The sequence below is a fragment of the Streptomyces sp. GL_148 genome, assembly GCF_057834205.1.
Map to the genome: position 1 here is coordinate 6373022 of NZ_CM174396.1, position 17427 is coordinate 6390448.

Annotated in this window: 10 protein-coding genes, 1 tRNA gene and 3 rRNA genes; 12 read left to right on the forward strand and 2 right to left on the reverse strand. The window is 65.4% G+C overall.

The window, feature by feature from the left end:
- Window positions 1–154 precede the first annotated feature (154 nt).
- The 6 genes from eccD to AC3IYI_RS29270 all read left to right on the forward strand — a co-directional run bounded on the left by eccD (window position 155) and on the right by AC3IYI_RS29270 (window position 7334).
- Window positions 155–1660 (forward strand): type VII secretion integral membrane protein EccD, encoded by a 1506-nt coding sequence (gene eccD / locus AC3IYI_RS29245; RefSeq protein WP_489406491.1) that lies wholly within the window; start codon window positions 155–157, stop codon window positions 1658–1660.
- Between the two features lie 173 nt (window positions 1661–1833).
- Complete coding sequence (rpsO, locus tag AC3IYI_RS29250) at window positions 1834–2121, forward strand: 30S ribosomal protein S15 (protein WP_267758433.1); 288 nt, start codon at window positions 1834–1836, stop codon at window positions 2119–2121.
- Between the two features lie 297 nt (window positions 2122–2418).
- A complete protein-coding gene (locus AC3IYI_RS29255; protein ID WP_489411717.1) occupies window positions 2419–4641 on the forward strand; it encodes a polyribonucleotide nucleotidyltransferase in 2223 nt (740 codons plus the stop codon).
- Window positions 4638–6017 (forward strand): M16 family metallopeptidase, encoded by a 1380-nt coding sequence (locus tag AC3IYI_RS29260; protein ID WP_489406492.1) that lies wholly within the window; start codon window positions 4638–4640, stop codon window positions 6015–6017. The genes AC3IYI_RS29255 and AC3IYI_RS29260 overlap by 4 nt, the downstream gene beginning before the upstream one ends.
- A 74-nt stretch (window positions 6018–6091) precedes the next feature.
- Window positions 6092–6844, forward strand: a complete 753-nt coding sequence (gene dapB / locus AC3IYI_RS29265; RefSeq protein ID WP_489406493.1) for a 4-hydroxy-tetrahydrodipicolinate reductase — start codon at window positions 6092–6094, stop codon at window positions 6842–6844.
- A 16-nt stretch (window positions 6845–6860) separates the two neighbouring features.
- The gene (locus AC3IYI_RS29270) at window positions 6861–7334 is read left to right on the forward strand and encodes a hypothetical protein (protein ID WP_489406494.1); all 474 of its coding nucleotides are present in this window, start codon (window positions 6861–6863) and stop codon (window positions 7332–7334) included.
- A gap of 64 nt (window positions 7335–7398) precedes the next feature.
- Here the strand turns inward: AC3IYI_RS29270 and AC3IYI_RS29275 are convergent, their stop codons facing one another.
- Window positions 7399–7962 (reverse strand): PH domain-containing protein, encoded by a 564-nt coding sequence (locus tag AC3IYI_RS29275; RefSeq protein WP_489406495.1) that lies wholly within the window; start codon window positions 7960–7962, stop codon window positions 7399–7401.
- A 48-nt stretch (window positions 7963–8010) separates the two neighbouring features.
- On the reverse strand, window positions 8011–8250 hold the full coding sequence (locus AC3IYI_RS29280) for a hypothetical protein (RefSeq protein ID WP_489406496.1): 240 nt from the start codon (window positions 8248–8250) through the stop codon (window positions 8011–8013).
- A 460-nt stretch (window positions 8251–8710) separates the two neighbouring features.
- Between AC3IYI_RS29280 and dapA the strand changes: the two genes are divergently transcribed.
- The 6 genes from dapA (at window position 8711) to AC3IYI_RS29310 (ending at window position 17277) form a co-directional block, all read left to right on the forward strand.
- Window positions 8711–9610 (forward strand): 4-hydroxy-tetrahydrodipicolinate synthase, encoded by a 900-nt coding sequence (gene dapA, locus AC3IYI_RS29285; protein ID WP_054220975.1) that lies wholly within the window; start codon window positions 8711–8713, stop codon window positions 9608–9610.
- A 116-nt stretch (window positions 9611–9726) separates the two neighbouring features.
- Window positions 9727–11412 carry a ribonuclease J gene (locus tag AC3IYI_RS29290; RefSeq protein ID WP_489406497.1) on the forward strand — a complete coding sequence of 562 codons (1686 nt, stop codon included), beginning with the start codon at window positions 9727–9729 and terminating at the stop codon, window positions 11410–11412.
- A 657-nt stretch (window positions 11413–12069) separates the two neighbouring features.
- Window positions 12070–13594: ribosomal RNA gene (locus tag AC3IYI_RS29295) — 16S ribosomal RNA — on the forward strand.
- A 286-nt stretch (window positions 13595–13880) separates the two neighbouring features.
- A 23S ribosomal RNA gene (locus tag AC3IYI_RS29300) occupies window positions 13881–17004 on the forward strand.
- A gap of 74 nt (window positions 17005–17078) precedes the next feature.
- Window positions 17079–17196 (forward strand): 5S ribosomal RNA (rrf, locus tag AC3IYI_RS29305).
- Together the 16S, 23S and 5S rRNA genes with 1 tRNA gene alongside form the textbook arrangement of a ribosomal RNA operon.
- A gap of 5 nt (window positions 17197–17201) precedes the next feature.
- A tRNA-Thr gene (locus tag AC3IYI_RS29310) sits at window positions 17202–17277 on the forward strand.
- Window positions 17278–17427: the final 150 nt, after the last annotated feature.

The following is a 17427-nucleotide window of genomic DNA, read 5'->3' on the forward strand; positions in this document are numbered from 1 at the left end:
GAGGGGTGATCCTACTTGCCGACAGTCATCAGCACTCCCGGTAGGGTGGCGCGCGCGGCATGCGCATCCGCGAATCGGCTGCGCACCGGCGGGCGGACCACCGCCGCCGGCGCACCCACGCACACCAACGCACACACCCACCGGGGGGCATCAGGTGAACACCGCCGAGGCGACCGGCTTCCGCAGGGTCACCGTCGTGGCTCCCGACAGCCGCATAGACGTAGCCCTCCCCGAGGACATCGCCGTCGCCGACATCTACCCCGAGCTGCTGCGCCTCACCGGCCAGACCCAGCCCGTCGGCGCACCCACCGGCTTCCACCTGGTCCTGCGCTCCGGCACCGTCCTCGACGGCGCCCGCACCCTCGCGGCCCAGCAGGTCCTGGACGGCGAAGTGCTGAGCCTGCGCCCCTTCGCCGAATCCCTGCCGCCCGCCGTCTTCGACGACGTCTCCGACGCCGTCGCCGCCGCCGTGGTGCGCGACCGCCACCGCTGGAGCGACGACATGCTGCGCGGCGCGGGCCTGACCGGCGCCGCCGTCCTCTTCGTCCTCCTCGGCTTCGTCCTCTGGTACGCCGACCCCGTCCTGCACGACATGCACGGACTGCCCGGCATCATCGCCGGCTCCGTCGGCCTGCTCCTCACCGCCGCCGCGGGCGTCCGCGCCCGGGTCTACCGCGACCGCGGCTCCGCCGTCGCCCTCGGCCTCGCCGCCGTACCGCACCTGCTGCTCGCCGGCTCCGGCATCATCGCCCCCGCCGCCGGCCAGGGCCCCGGCCGGCTCCAGTTCCTCCTCGGCTGCGCCTGCGTGCTCGTCGCCTCCGTCGCCCTCGTCGCCCTCACCCCCGACGGCGACGCACCCTTCGTCGCGACGACCTTCCTCGCCGCCACCGGGACCCTGGCCACGTTCGCCGCCATCACCGCCGACGCGGGCGCGACCTCCGCCGCGGCCGTCTGCGCCCCCGCGGCCATCGGCCTCGTCGCCTTCCTCCCCGGCTTCTCCGCCCGCTTCGCCCGGCTCCCCATCGGCTACGCCGCCCCGCAGAGCGCCACCGCCGAGTACGAGACCCCGGACCGCTACGACACCGAGCCGTACGGTGAGCGCTCCGCCACCGACGGGCACGACTCCGGAGCCCCGCTCGACGCCGAGGCCATCGCCGCCCAGGCCCGCCGCGGCCACGAGATGCTCCTCGGCCTCGTCGGCGGCTGCGCGGCCGTCGCCGTCGGCTCCGCCGCCGTCCTCGGCTTCTCGGACAACACCTGGGCCCGGCTCCTGGCCCTGGCCACCGGGCTCGCCATGCTGCTGCGCGCCCGGCTCTTCCGCTACACCTCCCAGGTCGCCTGCACCCTGGTGGCGGGCTTCGCCGCCCTCGGCCTGCTCGTCCTGGGCCTCGCCATCCACCCGCCGGCCGCTCTGCTCAAGGAGCTCGCCCTCTACGGAGACCACAGCGGCCTGGAGATCCGTACGCTCTGGCTCTCCGCCGCCGTGGCCGCCGGCGCGGCCCTCCTCGTCGGAATTGCGCTGGTCATTCCCCGCAAGGGTCTGTCACCCTTCTGGGGGCGGCTGCTCGACCTCACCGAGGCGGCGGTCCTGCTCAGCCTTGTCCCGCTGACCCTTGCGGTGCTCGACGTGTACGCCCGGGCCCGCGCTCTCACCAGCTGAGACAGGGGCCTGCGGCAGCCTGGTACGCTGTGTGACGGCCGTTTGTGTACGCGCCCCCGGAATCCTCTGGAGGCTGCGCTCAGCGGACCCTGCCTCCCGAGTTACGGAAGATCCCCAGAGAATTCGACCTGGGGCACTCGGTGGCTATGAAGACCTATTTACAAGGAGTACGCGTGCCGCTCGACGCCGCAGTCAAGAAGCAGCTCATCGCAGAGTTTGGTGCCAAGGAGGGCGACACCGGCTCCCCCGAGGTCCAGGTCGCGATGCTGTCCCGCCGCATCTCGGACCTGACCGAGCACCTGAAGCTTCACAAGCACGACCACCACTCCCGTCGTGGTCTGCTGATCCTGGTCGGCCAGCGCCGCCGCCTGCTGCAGTACCTGGCCAAGAAGGACATCCAGCGCTTCCGTACGCTGGTCGAGCGCCTCGGCATCCGCCGCGGTGCGGCCGGCGCCAAGTAAAGACGCTGTGAAGGGAGCGGTTCCCACATTGAGGGGGCCGCTCCCTTTGCTGTACGTGCGCGACGTACCGGACGCTTTGTAGTCTGGAAGCGTCCACGTCGAAAGACGTGCACAACTGAAGAGGAGGAGCGCCCTCCCTACGCCGCCGGTCCTCGGTAGTGGCATCCGGAAAGCCCGTACGTGGCTTCGCCCGGCTGCTTCGATCGAAGACCGGCCCGCACGCAAGGAGCGCTTCTCCGCAACCGTCCACCACCACACGGGTGGCGGACGGAGACGACGAAAATGGAGAAAACGCTAGTGGAGAACGAGACCCACTACGCCGAGGCCGTCATTGACAACGGTTCCTTCGGCACCCGCACCATCCGCTTCGAGACGGGCCGTCTGGCCCGCCAGGCCGCCGGCTCCGCCGTTGCCTACCTGGACGACGACACGATGGTGCTTTCCGCCACCACCGCGTCGAAGAAGCCCAAGGACCAGCTCGACTTCTTCCCCCTGACGGTGGACGTCGAGGAGCGGCAGTACGCGGCCGGCAAGATCCCCGGCTCCTTCTTCCGCCGCGAGGGCCGCCCCTCCGAGGACGCGATCCTCACCTGCCGCCTGATCGACCGCCCGCTGCGCCCGTCCTTCAAGAAGGGCCTGCGCAACGAGATCCAGGTCGTCGCGACGATCATGGCGCTCAACCCCGACCACCTGTACGACGTCGTGGCGATCAACGCCGCCTCCGCGTCCACGCAGCTGGCCGGCCTGCCCTTCTCCGGCCCGATCGGCGGCGTCCGCGTCGCGCTGATCCGCGGCCAGTGGGTTGCCTTCCCGACGCACACCGAGCTCGAGGACGCCGTCTTCGACATGGTCGTCGCGGGCCGCGTGCTCGAGGACGGCGACGTCGCGATCATGATGGTCGAGGCCGAGGCCACCGAGAAGACCATCGCCCTGGTCCAGGGCGGCGCCGAGGCGCCGACCGAGGAGGTCGTGGCCGCCGGTCTCGACGCCTCGAAGCCCTTCATCAAGGCCCTCTGCAAGGCCCAGGCCGACCTGGCCGCCAAGGCCGCCAAGCCCGAGGGCGAGTTCCCGGTCTTCCTGGACTACCAGGACGACGTGTACGAGGCCCTCGCGGCCGCCGTCAAGGGTGACCTCTCCCAGGCGCTGACCATCGCGGGCAAGCAGGACCGCGAGGCCGAGCTGGACCGCGTCAAGGAGATCGCCGCCGAGAAGCTCCTCCCGGCCTTCGAAGGCCGCGAGAAGGAGATCTCCGCCGCGTACCGCAGCCTGACCAAGGCCCTGGTCCGCGAGCGCGTCATCAAGGACAAGGTCCGCATCGACGGCCGCGGGATCACGGACATCCGTACCCTCGCCGCCGAGGTCGAGGCCATCCCGCGCGTGCACGGCTCGGCGCTGTTCGAGCGTGGCGAGACCCAGATCCTGGGCGTCACCACCCTCAACATGCTCCGTATGGAGCAGCAGCTGGACACCCTTTCCCCGGTGACCCGCAAGCGCTACATGCACAACTACAACTTCCCGCCGTACTCGGTCGGCGAGACCGGCCGCGTCGGTTCGCCGAAGCGCCGCGAGATCGGCCACGGCGCGCTCGCCGAGCGCGCGATCGTGCCGGTCCTCCCGACGCGCGAGGAGTTCCCCTACGCGATCCGCCAGGTGTCCGAGGCTCTCGGCTCCAACGGCTCGACGTCCATGGGCTCGGTCTGCGCCTCCACCATGTCGCTGCTGAACGCCGGTGTGCCCCTCAAGGCCCCCGTCGCCGGTATCGCCATGGGCCTGATCTCGCAGGAGATCGACGGCAAGACCCACTACGTCGCCCTCACCGACATCCTCGGTGCGGAGGACGCCTTCGGCGACATGGACTTCAAGGTCGCCGGCACCAAGGAGTTCGTCACCGCGCTCCAGCTGGACACCAAGCTCGACGGCATCCCGGCCTCGGTTCTGGCCGCCGCCCTCAAGCAGGCCCGCGACGCCCGCCTCCACATCCTCGACGTGATGATGGAAGCGATCGACACGCCGGACGCCATGTCCCCGTTCGCGCCGCGGATCATCACCGTCAAGATCCCGGTGGACAAGATCGGTGAGGTCATCGGGCCCAAGGGCAAGATGATCAACCAGATCCAGGAGGACACCGGCGCCGAGATCACGATCGAGGACGACGGCACCATCTACATCGGTGCCTCCGACGGTCCGGCCGCCGAGGCCGCCCGCGCCACGATCAACCAGATCGCCAACCCGACCATGCCGGAGGTCGGCGAGCGGTACCTGGGTACGGTCGTCAAGACCACCACCTTCGGTGCCTTCGTCTCCCTCATGCCCGGCAAGGACGGCCTGCTGCACATCTCGCAGATCCGCAAGCTCGCCGGTGGCAAGCGCGTGGAGAACGTCGAGGACGTGCTCGCGGTCGGCACCAAGGTCCAGGTCGAGATCGCCGAGATCGACTCCCGCGGCAAGCTCTCCCTGGTCCCCGTGATCGACGGCGAGGCCGCCGGCGACGACGCTGACAAGGACGACTCCGACAAGTGACGTCGCGTAGTTCGCGTGTGACGGCCCGCCCCTCTTCGGAGGGGCGGGCCGTCGCCCGTACCCAAACACTGCTCAAGGGCGCAGGCGGCATCGGCACCGTGCGCCGCACGGTCCTCCCCGGCGGACTGCGCGTCGTCACCGAGACCCTGCCGTCCGTCCGCTCCGCCACCTTCGGGATCTGGGCGCACGTCGGCTCCCGGGACGAGACGCCTTCGCTGAACGGCGCCACGCACTACCTGGAGCACCTCCTCTTCAAGGGCACCGAGAAGCGCAGTGCCCTCGACATCTCCTCCGCGATCGACGCGGTCGGCGGCGAGATGAACGCCTTCACGGCGAAGGAGTACACCTGCTATTACGCGCGGGTGCTCGACACCGACCTGCCGCTGGCCATCGACGTCGTGTGCGACATGCTCACCGGCTCGCTGATCCTCGAATCCGATGTCGACGCCGAGCGCGGAGTCATCCTCGAAGAGATCGCGATGACCGAGGACGACCCGGGCGACATGGTCCACGACCTGTTCGCCCAGACCATGTACGGGGACACCCCGCTCGGGCGCCCCGTCCTCGGCACCGTCGACACGATCAACGCGCTCACCGCCGACCGGATCCGCCGCTTCTACAAGAAGCACTACGACCCCACCCACCTGGTCGTGGCGGCCGCGGGCAACGTGGACCACAACAAGGTCGTACGCCAGGTCCGCGCGGCCTTCGAGAAGGCCGGCGCGCTGACCCGCACCGACGCCGAGCCGGTCGGCCCGCGCTCCGGCACCAAGCGGATCCGCACCTCCGGCCGCGTCGAGCTGGTCAACCGCAAGACCGAGCAGGCCCACGTGGTCCTCGGCATGCCGGCCCTGGCCCGCACCGACGAGCGCCGCTGGGCGCTCGGCGTACTGAACACCGCGCTCGGCGGCGGCATGTCCTCCCGCCTCTTCCAGGAGGTCAGGGAGAAGCGCGGCCTCGCCTACAGCGTGTACTCGTACACCTCGGGCTTCGCCGACACCGGCCTCTTCGGCGTCTACGCCGGCTGCCGCCCCAACCAGGTCCACGACGTACTGCGGATCTGCCGGGACGAGCTGGACAAGGTCGCCGCCGACGGGCTCACCGACGAGGAGATCCGGCGGGCCGTCGGCCAGCTGTCCGGCTCCACCGTCCTCGGCCTGGAGGACACCGGCGCGATCATGAACCGCATCGGCAAGAGCGAGCTGTGCTGGGGCGACCAGATGTCGGTCGACGACCTGCTGGCCCGGATCGCGGCCGTCACTCCGGACGACGTGCGCTCGGTCGCGCAGGACGTCCTGGCGCAGCGACCCTCGCTCGCGGTGATCGGTCCGCTGAAGGAGAAGCAGGCGGCCCGTCTCGACGAGGCCGTCGCCTAGCCAGGCCCCTCTCAGGAGCACGTCGCCCGGGCCCCGGGACAGGGCCCGGGCCCGTACGCACTTTAAGGAATGACATGAGCAAGCTGCGCGTGGCAGTTCTCGGCGCCCAGGGCCGCATCGGCTCCGAGGCGGTCAAGGCCGTCGAGGCCGCCGAGGACATGGAACTGGTGGCCGCCCTCGGCCGCGGAGACAAGCTGGAGACGCTGGCGGAAGCCGGCGCCCAGGTCGCGGTCGAGCTGACCACCCCCGCCTCGGTGATGGAGAACCTGGAGTTCCTCGTCCGCCACGGCATCCACGGAGTGGTCGGCACCACCGGCTGGACCGAGGACCGCCTCGGCCGGCTGAACACCTGGCTCGCCGCTTCCCCGGCGACCGGCGTGCTCATCGCCCCGAACTTCTCCATCGGCGCCGTCCTCACCATGAAGTTCGCCGCGCAGGCCGCCCGGTACTTCGAGTCCGTCGAGGTCGTCGAACTGCACCACCCGAACAAGGTCGACGCCCCCTCCGGCACGGCGACCCGCACGGCGCAGCTCATCGCGGCCGCCCGCGCCGAGGCCGGACTCGGCGCGCAGCCCGACGCCACCGCCACCGGGCTCAACGGCGCGCGTGGCGCGAACGTCGACGGCGTCCCGGTGCACGCGATCCGCCTCCGCGGCCTGCTGGCCCACCAGGAGGTGCTCCTCGGCGGCGAGGGCGAGACCCTGACCATCCGTCACGACTCCCTGCACCACAGCAGCTTCATGCCGGGCATCCTGCTCGGCGCGCGGCGCGTGACGCAGACTCCGGGCCTCACCTTCGGCCTGGAAAACTTCCTCGAACTCGGCTGACGAGCAGGCGGTACCCATGCGCGCGAAGATCCTCTACTTCATCACGGCCGCGGTCCTGGTCGTGTACTTCGTCCTGGTCGGCAGCCGGGGCCTGATGCTGATCCGGCACGGGACCTGGCTCACCGTCACCTTCGGGGTGGCCGTGCTGATCCTGCCGGTCATCGGCGTCTGGTTCCTCTGGAAGAACACCCAGTTCGTCACCAGGGCCAACCAGCTCGGAGCCGAGCTGGAGGCCGAGGGCGGACTGCCCGTCGACGAGCTGGAGCGGGACAAGTACGGCCGGATCCTGCGTGACTCGGCCGACGAGGTCTTCGCGCGCCGCAGGGCCGAGACTGAGGACGCGCCGGGGGACTGGCGCAGCTGGTTCCGCCTCGCCGTCGCCTACCACGACGCCCGCGACACCCCGCGGGCCCGCAAGGCCATGCAGCGGGCCATCTCCCTGCACCCCTCTTTGCGCCTAAACCGGCGCCGCTCTCGCGGACGTGGCTGATCGCCGTCGTGGTTCCTCAATTGATGGTTGCGGTGGCCGGGCGGAGACCACCGCAACCGCGACGTCAGGCGATGCCGGCAACGGCCCGGTACTCGTCGGCCCAGGCCTCGACCGAGCCGGCGGCCCGGTCGAAGGCCTCGGTCCGCGACAGGAAATCTGCGCTGTGGTCGGTCAGCAGCACCGGCAGTTCGGCGCCGGAGCGCGCGGCCACCGTCAGGGCCTGGCCCTGCACGGTCCTCGGCAACCCGAGCCAGCGCACGGGCTGCTGCACGGTGCGGACCTCGCCGACCTGGCTCCAGGGGATCGAGCGGGTGCTGAAGAACCCCGCCACACGCAGCCCCTTGGGGCTCACCCAGACGCCCGTGCGCAGCAGCCGTAGGGCGGAGCCGACCACGGCCAGCGAGGCGAGCAGACCGCCCAGGGCGCCGGCCCAGGTGCCGGCGGCGACGATGATCACCGTGGCGAACAGCATGAACGAGCCGAGCAGCAGCAGCACTGCGGCGATGGCAACCCGCCAGGGCCCCGGACGGTAGGGGCGACGCCAGCGGTCGGGGTCTTCGTAGGGGAGCGTTTCCCCGTTGTCGTGCGCGTCGAATGCGCCGTCGGCCGTCAAAAAGGGCAGGGGCACGGCAGGACCTCACTCACATGCACGTTCGGTTGGGCTGTGCCCGTGAGGCTACCGCCCCTCGGATGCCTCCGACTGCTGCGACTTCGCCGGTGCGTGGCTCGGCTGCAGTGCCGGGATGCCGAAGAGCAGCGATCCGACGAGCCCCGCCACGACGGTCAGTCCGACCAGACTACGGGCGGCGATCTGGGTCTTGCTCAGACGCTCGCGCGGCGGCGGAGTGACGTTGCTGCGGAATCGGTCGGCCTCGGCGACGAAGGCGAACGGGACGGGTTCGCGCCGGCGAAACATGGGGAACGACTCTCCTCACGGTCAGGGCCCTGGGGCGGTGGGGGCAGGATGGGCGGGCGTTCTACCGGGTAGGACGTGCGAAAGGCCCGATCGGTGCCGGTTTTCGGGACATTAACCAAATTTTATGGCGCTGCGTCAGCTCCGCCGCCCGAGAGCCGGTCGGAGCCCGAGCTGCCCGTTCGGCCCTGCCGGCCGGCCCTTTCTCCCCGGCGGAGCGACGTCGCCCGCGCCCTTCCCGCGGTCGGCCGCGGTGCCCCGTACGGGCGGAGTACCCAGTTCCGCACGGATGTACGAGGCAAGTCCGAAGTGTCCGTATTGCCACGTTTCGTAAAGTTCATCTAGGCTGATCAAACGGACCCGGCACTGCTTGAACCCCCGAGCAGGCAGTGCCGGGCTCCAACACCCTCATCACGTCCCCCGAGGGGACACCGCGAGCATGGCAGCGAGTAGCGTGTTACCCATGGCTCCGATCTCGACTCCGCAGACCCCCTTCGGGCGGGTCCTCACCGCCATGATCACGCCGTTTACGGCGGATGGCGCACTTGACCTCGATGGCGCGCAGCAGCTCGCCGTCCACTTGGTGGACGCAGGCAACGACGGCCTGATCATCAACGGCACCACCGGTGAGTCGCCGACCACCACTGACGCGGAGAAAAACGACCTCGTACGAGCCGTACTCGAAGCGGTCGGAGACCGGGCCCACGTGGTCGCCGGCATCGGCACCAATGACACCCGTCACACCCTCGAGCTGGCCCGCCAGGCCGAGCGCACCGGCGCCCACGGCCTGCTCGCGGTCACCCCGTACTACAGCAAGCCGCCGCAGGAGGGCCTCTACCGGCACTTCACGGCGATCGCCGACGCAACCGAGCTCCCGGTGATGCTCTACGACATCCCCGGCCGCAGTGGTGTCCCGATCAATACGGAAACACTCGTCCGGCTGGCCGAGCACCCCCGTATCGTGGCCAACAAGGACGCCAAGGGCGACCTCGGACGCGCCAGCTGGGCCATCGCGCAGAGCGGTCTGGCCTGGTACTCCGGTGACGACATGCTGAACCTGCCGCTCCTGTCGGTCGGCGCGGTCGGCTTCGTCTCCGTGGTCGGTCACGTGGTTTCCCCCGAGCTCCGCGCGATGCTCGAGGCCCACCTGGGCGGCGACGTCCAGAAGGCCACCGAGATCCACCAGAAGCTGCTCCCCGTCTTCACCGGCATGTTCCGCACCCAGGGTGTGATCACCACCAAGGGCGCACTGAACCTGCAGGGCCTGCCCGCGGGCCCGCTGCGGCTCCCGCTGGTCGAACTGACCGCCGAAGAGACGGCGCAGCTCAAGATCGATCTTGCCGCCGGCGGGGTACAGCTCTGACACCAGACTTCACAACTGAATAAGCAGAACCACACAAGACGACAGCAAGTGCACGAATGACATGCGCGCCACGTGCCTCGACGGGTACGTGGCCGCGCGTGGTGAAGGAGAACCTTTTGAGCCATCCGCATCCTGAACTCGGTCCGCCGCCGAAGCTCCCCAAGGGCGGCCTTCGGGTCACCCCCCTGGGCGGGCTCGGTGAGATCGGCCGCAACATGACCGTCTTCGAGTTCGACGGCCGCCTGCTCATCGTCGACTGCGGCGTCCTCTTCCCCGAAGAGGAGCAGCCGGGCATCGACCTGATCCTGCCGGACTTCTCGTCCATCCGGGATCGCCTCGACGACATCGAGGGCATCGTCCTCACGCACGGCCACGAAGACCACATCGGCGCCGTCCCCTACCTCCTCCGGGAGAAGCCGGACATCCCGCTGATCGGCTCCAAGCTGACGCTGGCGCTCATCGAGGCCAAGCTCCAGGAGCACCGCATCCGCCCCTACACCCTCGAGGTGAAGGAAGGCGAGCGCGAGAACCTCGGGCCCTTCGACTGCGAGTTCATCGCGGTCAACCACTCCATCCCGGACGCCCTGGCGGTAGCCATCCGCACCGGCGCCGGCATGGTCGTGTGCACCGGTGACTTCAAGATGGACCAGCTCCCGCTGGACAACCGCCTCACCGACCTGCACGCCTTCGCGCGCCTGAGCGAAGAAGGCATCGACCTTCTCCTCTCGGACTCGACGAACGCCGAGGTCCCGGGCTTCGTCCCGCCCGAGCGCGAGATCTCGGGCGTCCTGCGCACGGTGTTCGCCAACGCCAACAACCGGATCATCGTGGCGAGCTTCGCGAGCCACGTGCACCGCATCCAGCAGATCCTCGACGCCGCCCACGAGTACGGCCGCAGGGTCGCCTTCGTCGGCCGCTCGATGGTCCGCAACATGGGCATCGCCCGTGACCTGGGCTACCTGAAGGTCCCGGCCGGCCTGGTCGTGGACGTCAAGACCCTCGACGACCTGCCGGCCCACGAGGTCGTCCTGGTCTGCACGGGTTCGCAGGGCGAGCCGATGGCCGCCCTGTCCCGCATGGCGAACCGCGACCACCAGATCCGGATCGTCCCGGGCGACACGGTCATCCTGGCCTCGTCGCTCATCCCGGGCAACGAGAACGCGGTCTACCGCGTGATCAACGGCCTGACCCGCTGGGGCGCCAACGTCGTGCACAAGGGCAACGCCAAGGTGCACGTCTCCGGCCACGCCTCCGCCGGCGAGCTGCTGTACTTCTACAACATCTGCAAGCCGCGGAACCTGATGCCGGTCCACGGCGAATGGCGCCACCTGCGCGCCAACGCCGAGCTCGGCGCCCTGACGGGCGTACCGAAGGACCGCATCGTCATCGCCGAGGACGGCGTCGTCGTCGACCTCATCGACGGCAAGGCCCGCATCTCCGGCAAGGTCCAGGCCGGCTACGTCTACGTGGACGGCCTCTCGGTCGGCGACGTCACCGAAGCCCACCTCAAGGACCGCAAGATCCTCGGTGACGAGGGCATCATCTCGGTCTACGTCGTGGTGGACAGCACCACGGGCAAGATCGTCAGCGGCCCGAACATCCAGGCCCGCGGCTCCGGCATCGAGGACTCGGCGTTCGCCTCCGTCCTGCCGAAGATCGAGGAAGCCATCGCCCGCGCCGCCGCGGACGGTGTGGCCGAGCCGCACCAGATCCAGCAGCTCATCCGCCGCACGATGGGCAAGTGGGTCTCGGACGGCTACCGCCGCCGCCCGATGATCCTCCCGGTCGTCGTCGAGGTCTGACCCTCGCGGTAGCGACCACACCGGAGCGGGGCAACCGGATTTGCATCCGGGGGCCCCGCTCCAGTACGTTTACGTCTCCACCTCGCACGGCACCCCGGCACACACGTGTGCCCGGCCACGTCGATGCGGGCGGGTGGGATTCCAGAGCAGGGAAACCTGATAAAGTCTGGCTCGCCCGAAAGGGAATGGCTCTCCAATGGCCGTCCAATTCAAATCCAAGCCGACTGCGACTTTCGAGAAGCAGGGCACGGAAATGATCTGGTAGAGTTGGAATCGCCGGAAAGGGAAACGCGAAAGCGAAGAACTGGAAAGCGAAACCCGCTGACTGGGAATCGGACACGAAAGAGTCTGATAGAGTCGGAAACGTAAGAACAGAACGAAAGCCCGGAGGAAAGCCCCAGTAATTGTTACTGAGGGTGAGTACAAAGGAAGCGTCCGTTCCTTGAGAACTCAACAGCGTGCCAAAAATCAACGCCAAAAAGTTGATACCCCGTCCATTTCGGTGGATGAGGTTCCTTTGAAAAAAGACCTGTGAGGTCGCGGCTTCGGCCCTGATACTTGCAGGCAATTACACAGCGAGGACGCAGTGGACGGTCAGTCTTATTCCGACATGACTGTCCCGCTCTAAGTGCGTGTGCACCGGATAACCGGTAAACATTCATGGAGAGTTTGATCCTGGCTCAGGACGAACGCTGGCGGCGTGCTTAACACATGCAAGTCGAACGATGAAGCCCTTCGGGGTGGATTAGTGGCGAACGGGTGAGTAACACGTGGGCAATCTGCCCTTCACTCTGGGACAAGCCCTGGAAACGGGGTCTAATACCGGATAACACTCCTGCCTGCATGGGCGGGGGTTAAAAGCTCCGGCGGTGAAGGATGAGCCCGCGGCCTATCAGCTTGTTGGTGGGGTAATGGCCCACCAAGGCGACGACGGGTAGCCGGCCTGAGAGGGCGACCGGCCACACTGGGACTGAGACACGGCCCAGACTCCTACGGGAGGCAGCAGTGGGGAATATTGCACAATGGGCGAAAGCCTGATGCAGCGACGCCGCGTGAGGGATGACGGCCTTCGGGTTGTAAACCTCTTTCAGCAGGGAAGAAGCGAAAGTGACGGTACCTGCAGAAGAAGCGCCGGCTAACTACGTGCCAGCAGCCGCGGTAATACGTAGGGCGCAAGCGTTGTCCGGAATTATTGGGCGTAAAGAGCTCGTAGGCGGCTTGTCACGTCGGATGTGAAAGCCCGAGGCTTAACCTCGGGTCTGCATTCGATACGGGCTAGCTAGAGTGTGGTAGGGGAGATCGGAATTCCTGGTGTAGCGGTGAAATGCGCAGATATCAGGAGGAACACCGGTGGCGAAGGCGGATCTCTGGGCCATTACTGACGCTGAGGAGCGAAAGCGTGGGGAGCGAACAGGATTAGATACCCTGGTAGTCCACGCCGTAAACGTTGGGAACTAGGTGTTGGCGACATTCCACGTCGTCGGTGCCGCAGCTAACGCATTAAGTTCCCCGCCTGGGGAGTACGGCCGCAAGGCTAAAACTCAAAGGAATTGACGGGGGCCCGCACAAGCAGCGGAGCATGTGGCTTAATTCGACGCAACGCGAAGAACCTTACCAAGGCTTGACATATACCGGAAAGCATTAGAGATAGTGCCCCCCTTGTGGTCGGTATACAGGTGGTGCATGGCTGTCGTCAGCTCGTGTCGTGAGATGTTGGGTTAAGTCCCGCAACGAGCGCAACCCTTGTCCTGTGTTGCCAGCATGCCCTTCGGGGTGATGGGGACTCACAGGAGACCGCCGGGGTCAACTCGGAGGAAGGTGGGGACGACGTCAAGTCATCATGCCCCTTATGTCTTGGGCTGCACACGTGCTACAATGGCCGGTACAATGAGCTGCGATACCGTGAGGTGGAGCGAATCTCAAAAAGCCGGTCTCAGTTCGGATTGGGGTCTGCAACTCGACCCCATGAAGTCGGAGTTGCTAGTAATCGCAGATCAGCATTGCTGCGGTGAATACGTTCCCGGGCCTTGTACACACCGCCCGTCACGTCACGAAAGTCGGTAACACCCGAAGCCGGTGGCCCAACCCGTAAGGGAGGGAGCTGTCGAAGGTGGGACTGGCGATTGGGACGAAGTCGTAACAAGGTAGCCGTACCGGAAGGTGCGGCTGGATCACCTCCTTTCTAAGGAGCACAGTACCGATTGCAGACAAACGTTCTGCACGGTCAGCTCAGGGTGGAACGTTGATTAGTTGGCACGGTTTCCTGGATGGATCACAAGTACTGCTTCGGCGTGGAAAGTGACTCACTGACGGGGGATCGTGCTTGGCACGTTGTTGGGTATCTGAGGGTACGGCCGTAAGGCTTTATCTTCGTGATGCCGGCCCCAGTGAACTCGCCAGCTTGTCTGGTGGGGTGATGGGTGGCTGGTCGTTGCTTGAGAACTACACAGTGGACGCGAGCATCTGTAGGCCAAGTTTTTAAGGGCGCACGGTGGATGCCTTGGCACCAGGAACCGATGAAGGACGTGAGAGGCCGCGATAGGCCCCGGGGAGCTGCCAACTGAGCTTTGATCCGGGGGTGTCCGAATGGGGAAACCCGGCAGTCGTCATGGGCTGTCACCCACTGCTGAACACATAGGCAGTGTGGAGGGAACGCGGGGAAGTGAAACATCTCAGTACCCGCAGGAAGAGAAAACAACCGTGATTCCGGGAGTAGTGGCGAGCGAAACCGGATGAGGCCAAACCGTATGCGTGTGATACCCGGCAGGGGTTGCGCATGCGGGGTTGTGGGAATTCTTTTGATCGGTCTGCCGGCCGGTCGGCGAGTCAGAAACCGTTGATGTAGTCGAAGGACATGCGAAAGGTCCGGCGTAGAGGGTAAGACCCCCGTAGACGAAACATCAGCGGCTTGCTTAAGAATCTCCCAAGTAGCACGGGGCCCGAGAAATCCCGTGTGAATCTGGCGGGACCACCCGCTAAGCCTAAATATTCCCTGGTGACCGATAGCGGATAGTACCGTGAGGGAATGGTGAAAAGTACCGCGGGAGCGGAGTGAAATAGTACCTGAAACCGTGTGCCTACAAGCCGTGGGAGCGTCGCCGTTATTCTTCGGAATAACGGTCGTGACTGCGTGCCTTTTGAAGAATGAGCCTGCGAGTTAGCGGTGTGTAGCGAGGTTAACCCGTGTGGGGAAGCCGTAGCGAAAGCGAGTCCGAATAGGGCGATTGAGTTGCACGCTCTAGACCCGAAGCGGAGTGATCTAGCCATGGGCAGGTTGAAGCGGAGGTAAGACTTCGTGGAGGACCGAACCCACCAGGGTTGAAAACCTGGGGGATGACCTGTGGTTAGGGGTGAAAGGCCAATCAAACTCCGTGATAGCTGGTTCTCCCCGAAATGCATTTAGGTGCAGCGTCACGTGTTTCTTGCCGGAGGTAGAGCACTGGATAGGCGATGGGCCCTACCGGGTTACTGACCTTAGCCAAACTCCGAATGCCGGTAAGTGAGAGCGTGGCAGTGAGACTGTGGGGGATAAGCTCCATGGTCGAGAGGGAAACAGCCCAGAGCATCGACTAAGGCCCCTAAGCGTACGCTAAGTGGGAAAGGATGTGGAGTCGCAGAGACAACCAGGAGGTTGGCTTAGAAGCAGCCACCCTTGAAAGAGTGCGTAATAGCTCACTGGTCAAGTGATTCCGCGCCGACAATGTAGCGGGGCTCAAGCGTACCGCCGAAGTCGTGTCATTGCAGCAATAGGGCCAACGCCCGCTGTGATGGGTAGGGGAGCGTCGTGTGCCGGGTGAAGCAGCAGCGGAAGCTAGTTGTGGACGGTTCACGAGTGAGAATGCAGGCATGAGTAGCGATACACACGTGAGAAACGTGTGCGCCGATTGACTAAGGGTTCCTGGGTCAAGCTGATCTGCCCAGGGTAAGTCGGGACCTAAGGCGAGGCCGACAGGCGTAGTCGATGGACAACCGGTTGATATTCCGGTACCCGCTTTGAAACGCCCAATATCGAATCAGGCGATGCTAAGCCCGTGAAGCCGTTCCGGACCCTTCGGGGAAAGGAAAGTGGTGGAGCCGGTGACCCAGACTTGTAGTAGGTAAGCGATGGGGTGACGCAGGAAGGTAGTCCAGCCCGGGCGGTGGTAGTCCCGGGGTAAGGGTGTAGGCCGAGGGGTAGGCAAATCCGTCCCTCATATAAGGCTGAGACCTGATGCCGAGCCGATTGTGGTGAAGTGGATGATCCTATGCTGTCGAGAAAAGCCTCTAGCGAGTTTCATGGCGGCCCGTACCCTAAACCGACTCAGGTGGTCAGGTAGAGAATACCGAGGCGTTCGGGTGAACTATGGTTAAGGAACTCGGCAAAATGCCCCCGTAACTTCGGGAGAAGGGGGGCCATCACTGGTGATCGGATTTACTCCGTGAGCTGGGGGTGGCCGCAGAGACCAGCGAGAAGCGACTGTTTACTAAAAACACAGGTCCGTGCGAAGCCGTAAGGCGATGTATACGGACTGACGCCTGCCCGGTGCTGGAACGTTAAGGGGACCGGTTAGTCACATTTCGGTGTGGCGAAGCTGAGAACTTAAGCGCCAGTAAACGGCGGTGGTAACTATAACCATCCTAAGGTAGCGAAATTCCTTGTCGGGTAAGTTCCGACCTGCACGAATGGCGTAACGACTTCTCGACTGTCTCAACCATAGGCCCGGTGAAATTGCACTACGAGTAAAGATGCTCGTTTCGCGCAGCAGGACGGAAAGACCCCGGGACCTTTACTATAGTTTGATATTGGTGTTCGGTTCGGCTTGTGTAGGATAGGTGGGAGACTTTGAAGCGGCCACGCCAGTGGTTGTGGAGTCGTCGTTGAAATACCACTCTGGTCGTGCTGGATGTCTAACCTCGGTCCGTGATCCGGATCAGGGACAGTGTCTGATGGGTAGTTTAACTGGGGCGGTTGCCTCCCAAAAAGTAACGGAGGCGCCCAAAGGTTCCCTCAGCCTGGTTGGCAATCAGGTGTTGAGTGTAAGTGCACAAGGGAGCTTGACTGTGAGACCGACGGGTCGAGCAGGGACGAAAGTCGGGACTAGTGATCCGGCGGTGGCTTGTGGAAGCGCCGTCGCTCAACGGATAAAAGGTACCCCGGGGATAACAGGCTGATCTTCCCCAAGAGTCCATATCGACGGGATGGTTTGGCACCTCGATGTCGGCTCGTCGCATCCTGGGGCTGGAGTCGGTCCCAAGGGTTGGGCTGTTCGCCCATTAAAGCGGTACGCGAGCTGGGTTTAGAACGTCGTGAGACAGTTCGGTCCCTATCCGCTGTGCGCGTAGGAATATTGAGAAGGGCTGTCCCTAGTACGAGAGGACCGGGACGGACGAACCTCTGGTGTGCCAGTTGTCCTGCCAAGGGCATGGCTGGTTGGCTACGTTCGGGAGGGATAACCGCTGAAAGCATCTAAGCGGGAAGCCTGCTTCAAGATGAGTATTCCCACCTCCTTGAGAGGGTAAGGCTCCCAGTAGACGACTGGGTTGATAGGCCAGATGTGGAAGCCCGGTAACGGGTGGAGCTGACTGGTACTAATAGGCCGAGGGCTTGTCCTCAGTTGCTCGCGTCCACTGTGTTAGTTCTGAAGTAACGAACTGTGTCATATCCGGTTTGGTTAACTTCATAGTGTTTCGGTGGTCATAGCGTTAGGGAAACGCCCGGTTTACATTCCGAACCCGGAAGCTAAGCCTTTCAGCGCCGATGGTACTGCAGGGGGGACCCTGTGGGAGAGTAGGACGCCGCCGAACAACCCGCCCTTTTAGCTCAGTCGGTAGAGCGTCTCCATGGTAAGGAGAAGGTCAACGGTTCGATTCCGTTAAAGGGCTCCAAAACGAGAAGGCCCCCGCCAATGGCGGGGGCCTTTTTGCGTTTCCGGGGTCTAGCCCACTGACGGGTGCCCTTCGCGTGCGTGAGGGGATCCGGGCCCCTTCGTCAAGCCCCGAATCTTCGGGCCGTGACCACGGGCGGGGTTCGGGGCG

Coding starts and splice junctions, on each gene's coding strand:
- dapB (WP_489406493.1), top strand. CDS start 6,092: ATGAGCAAGCTGCGCGTGGCAGTTCTCGGCGCCCAGGGCCGCATCGGC.
- AC3IYI_RS29270 (WP_489406494.1), top strand. CDS start 6,861: ATGCGCGCGAAGATCCTCTACTTCATCACGGCCGCGGTCCTGGTCGTG.
- AC3IYI_RS29280 (WP_489406496.1), bottom strand. CDS start 8,250: ATGTTTCGCCGGCGCGAACCCGTCCCGTTCGCCTTCGTCGCCGAGGCC.
- dapA (WP_054220975.1), top strand. CDS start 8,711: ATGGCTCCGATCTCGACTCCGCAGACCCCCTTCGGGCGGGTCCTCACC.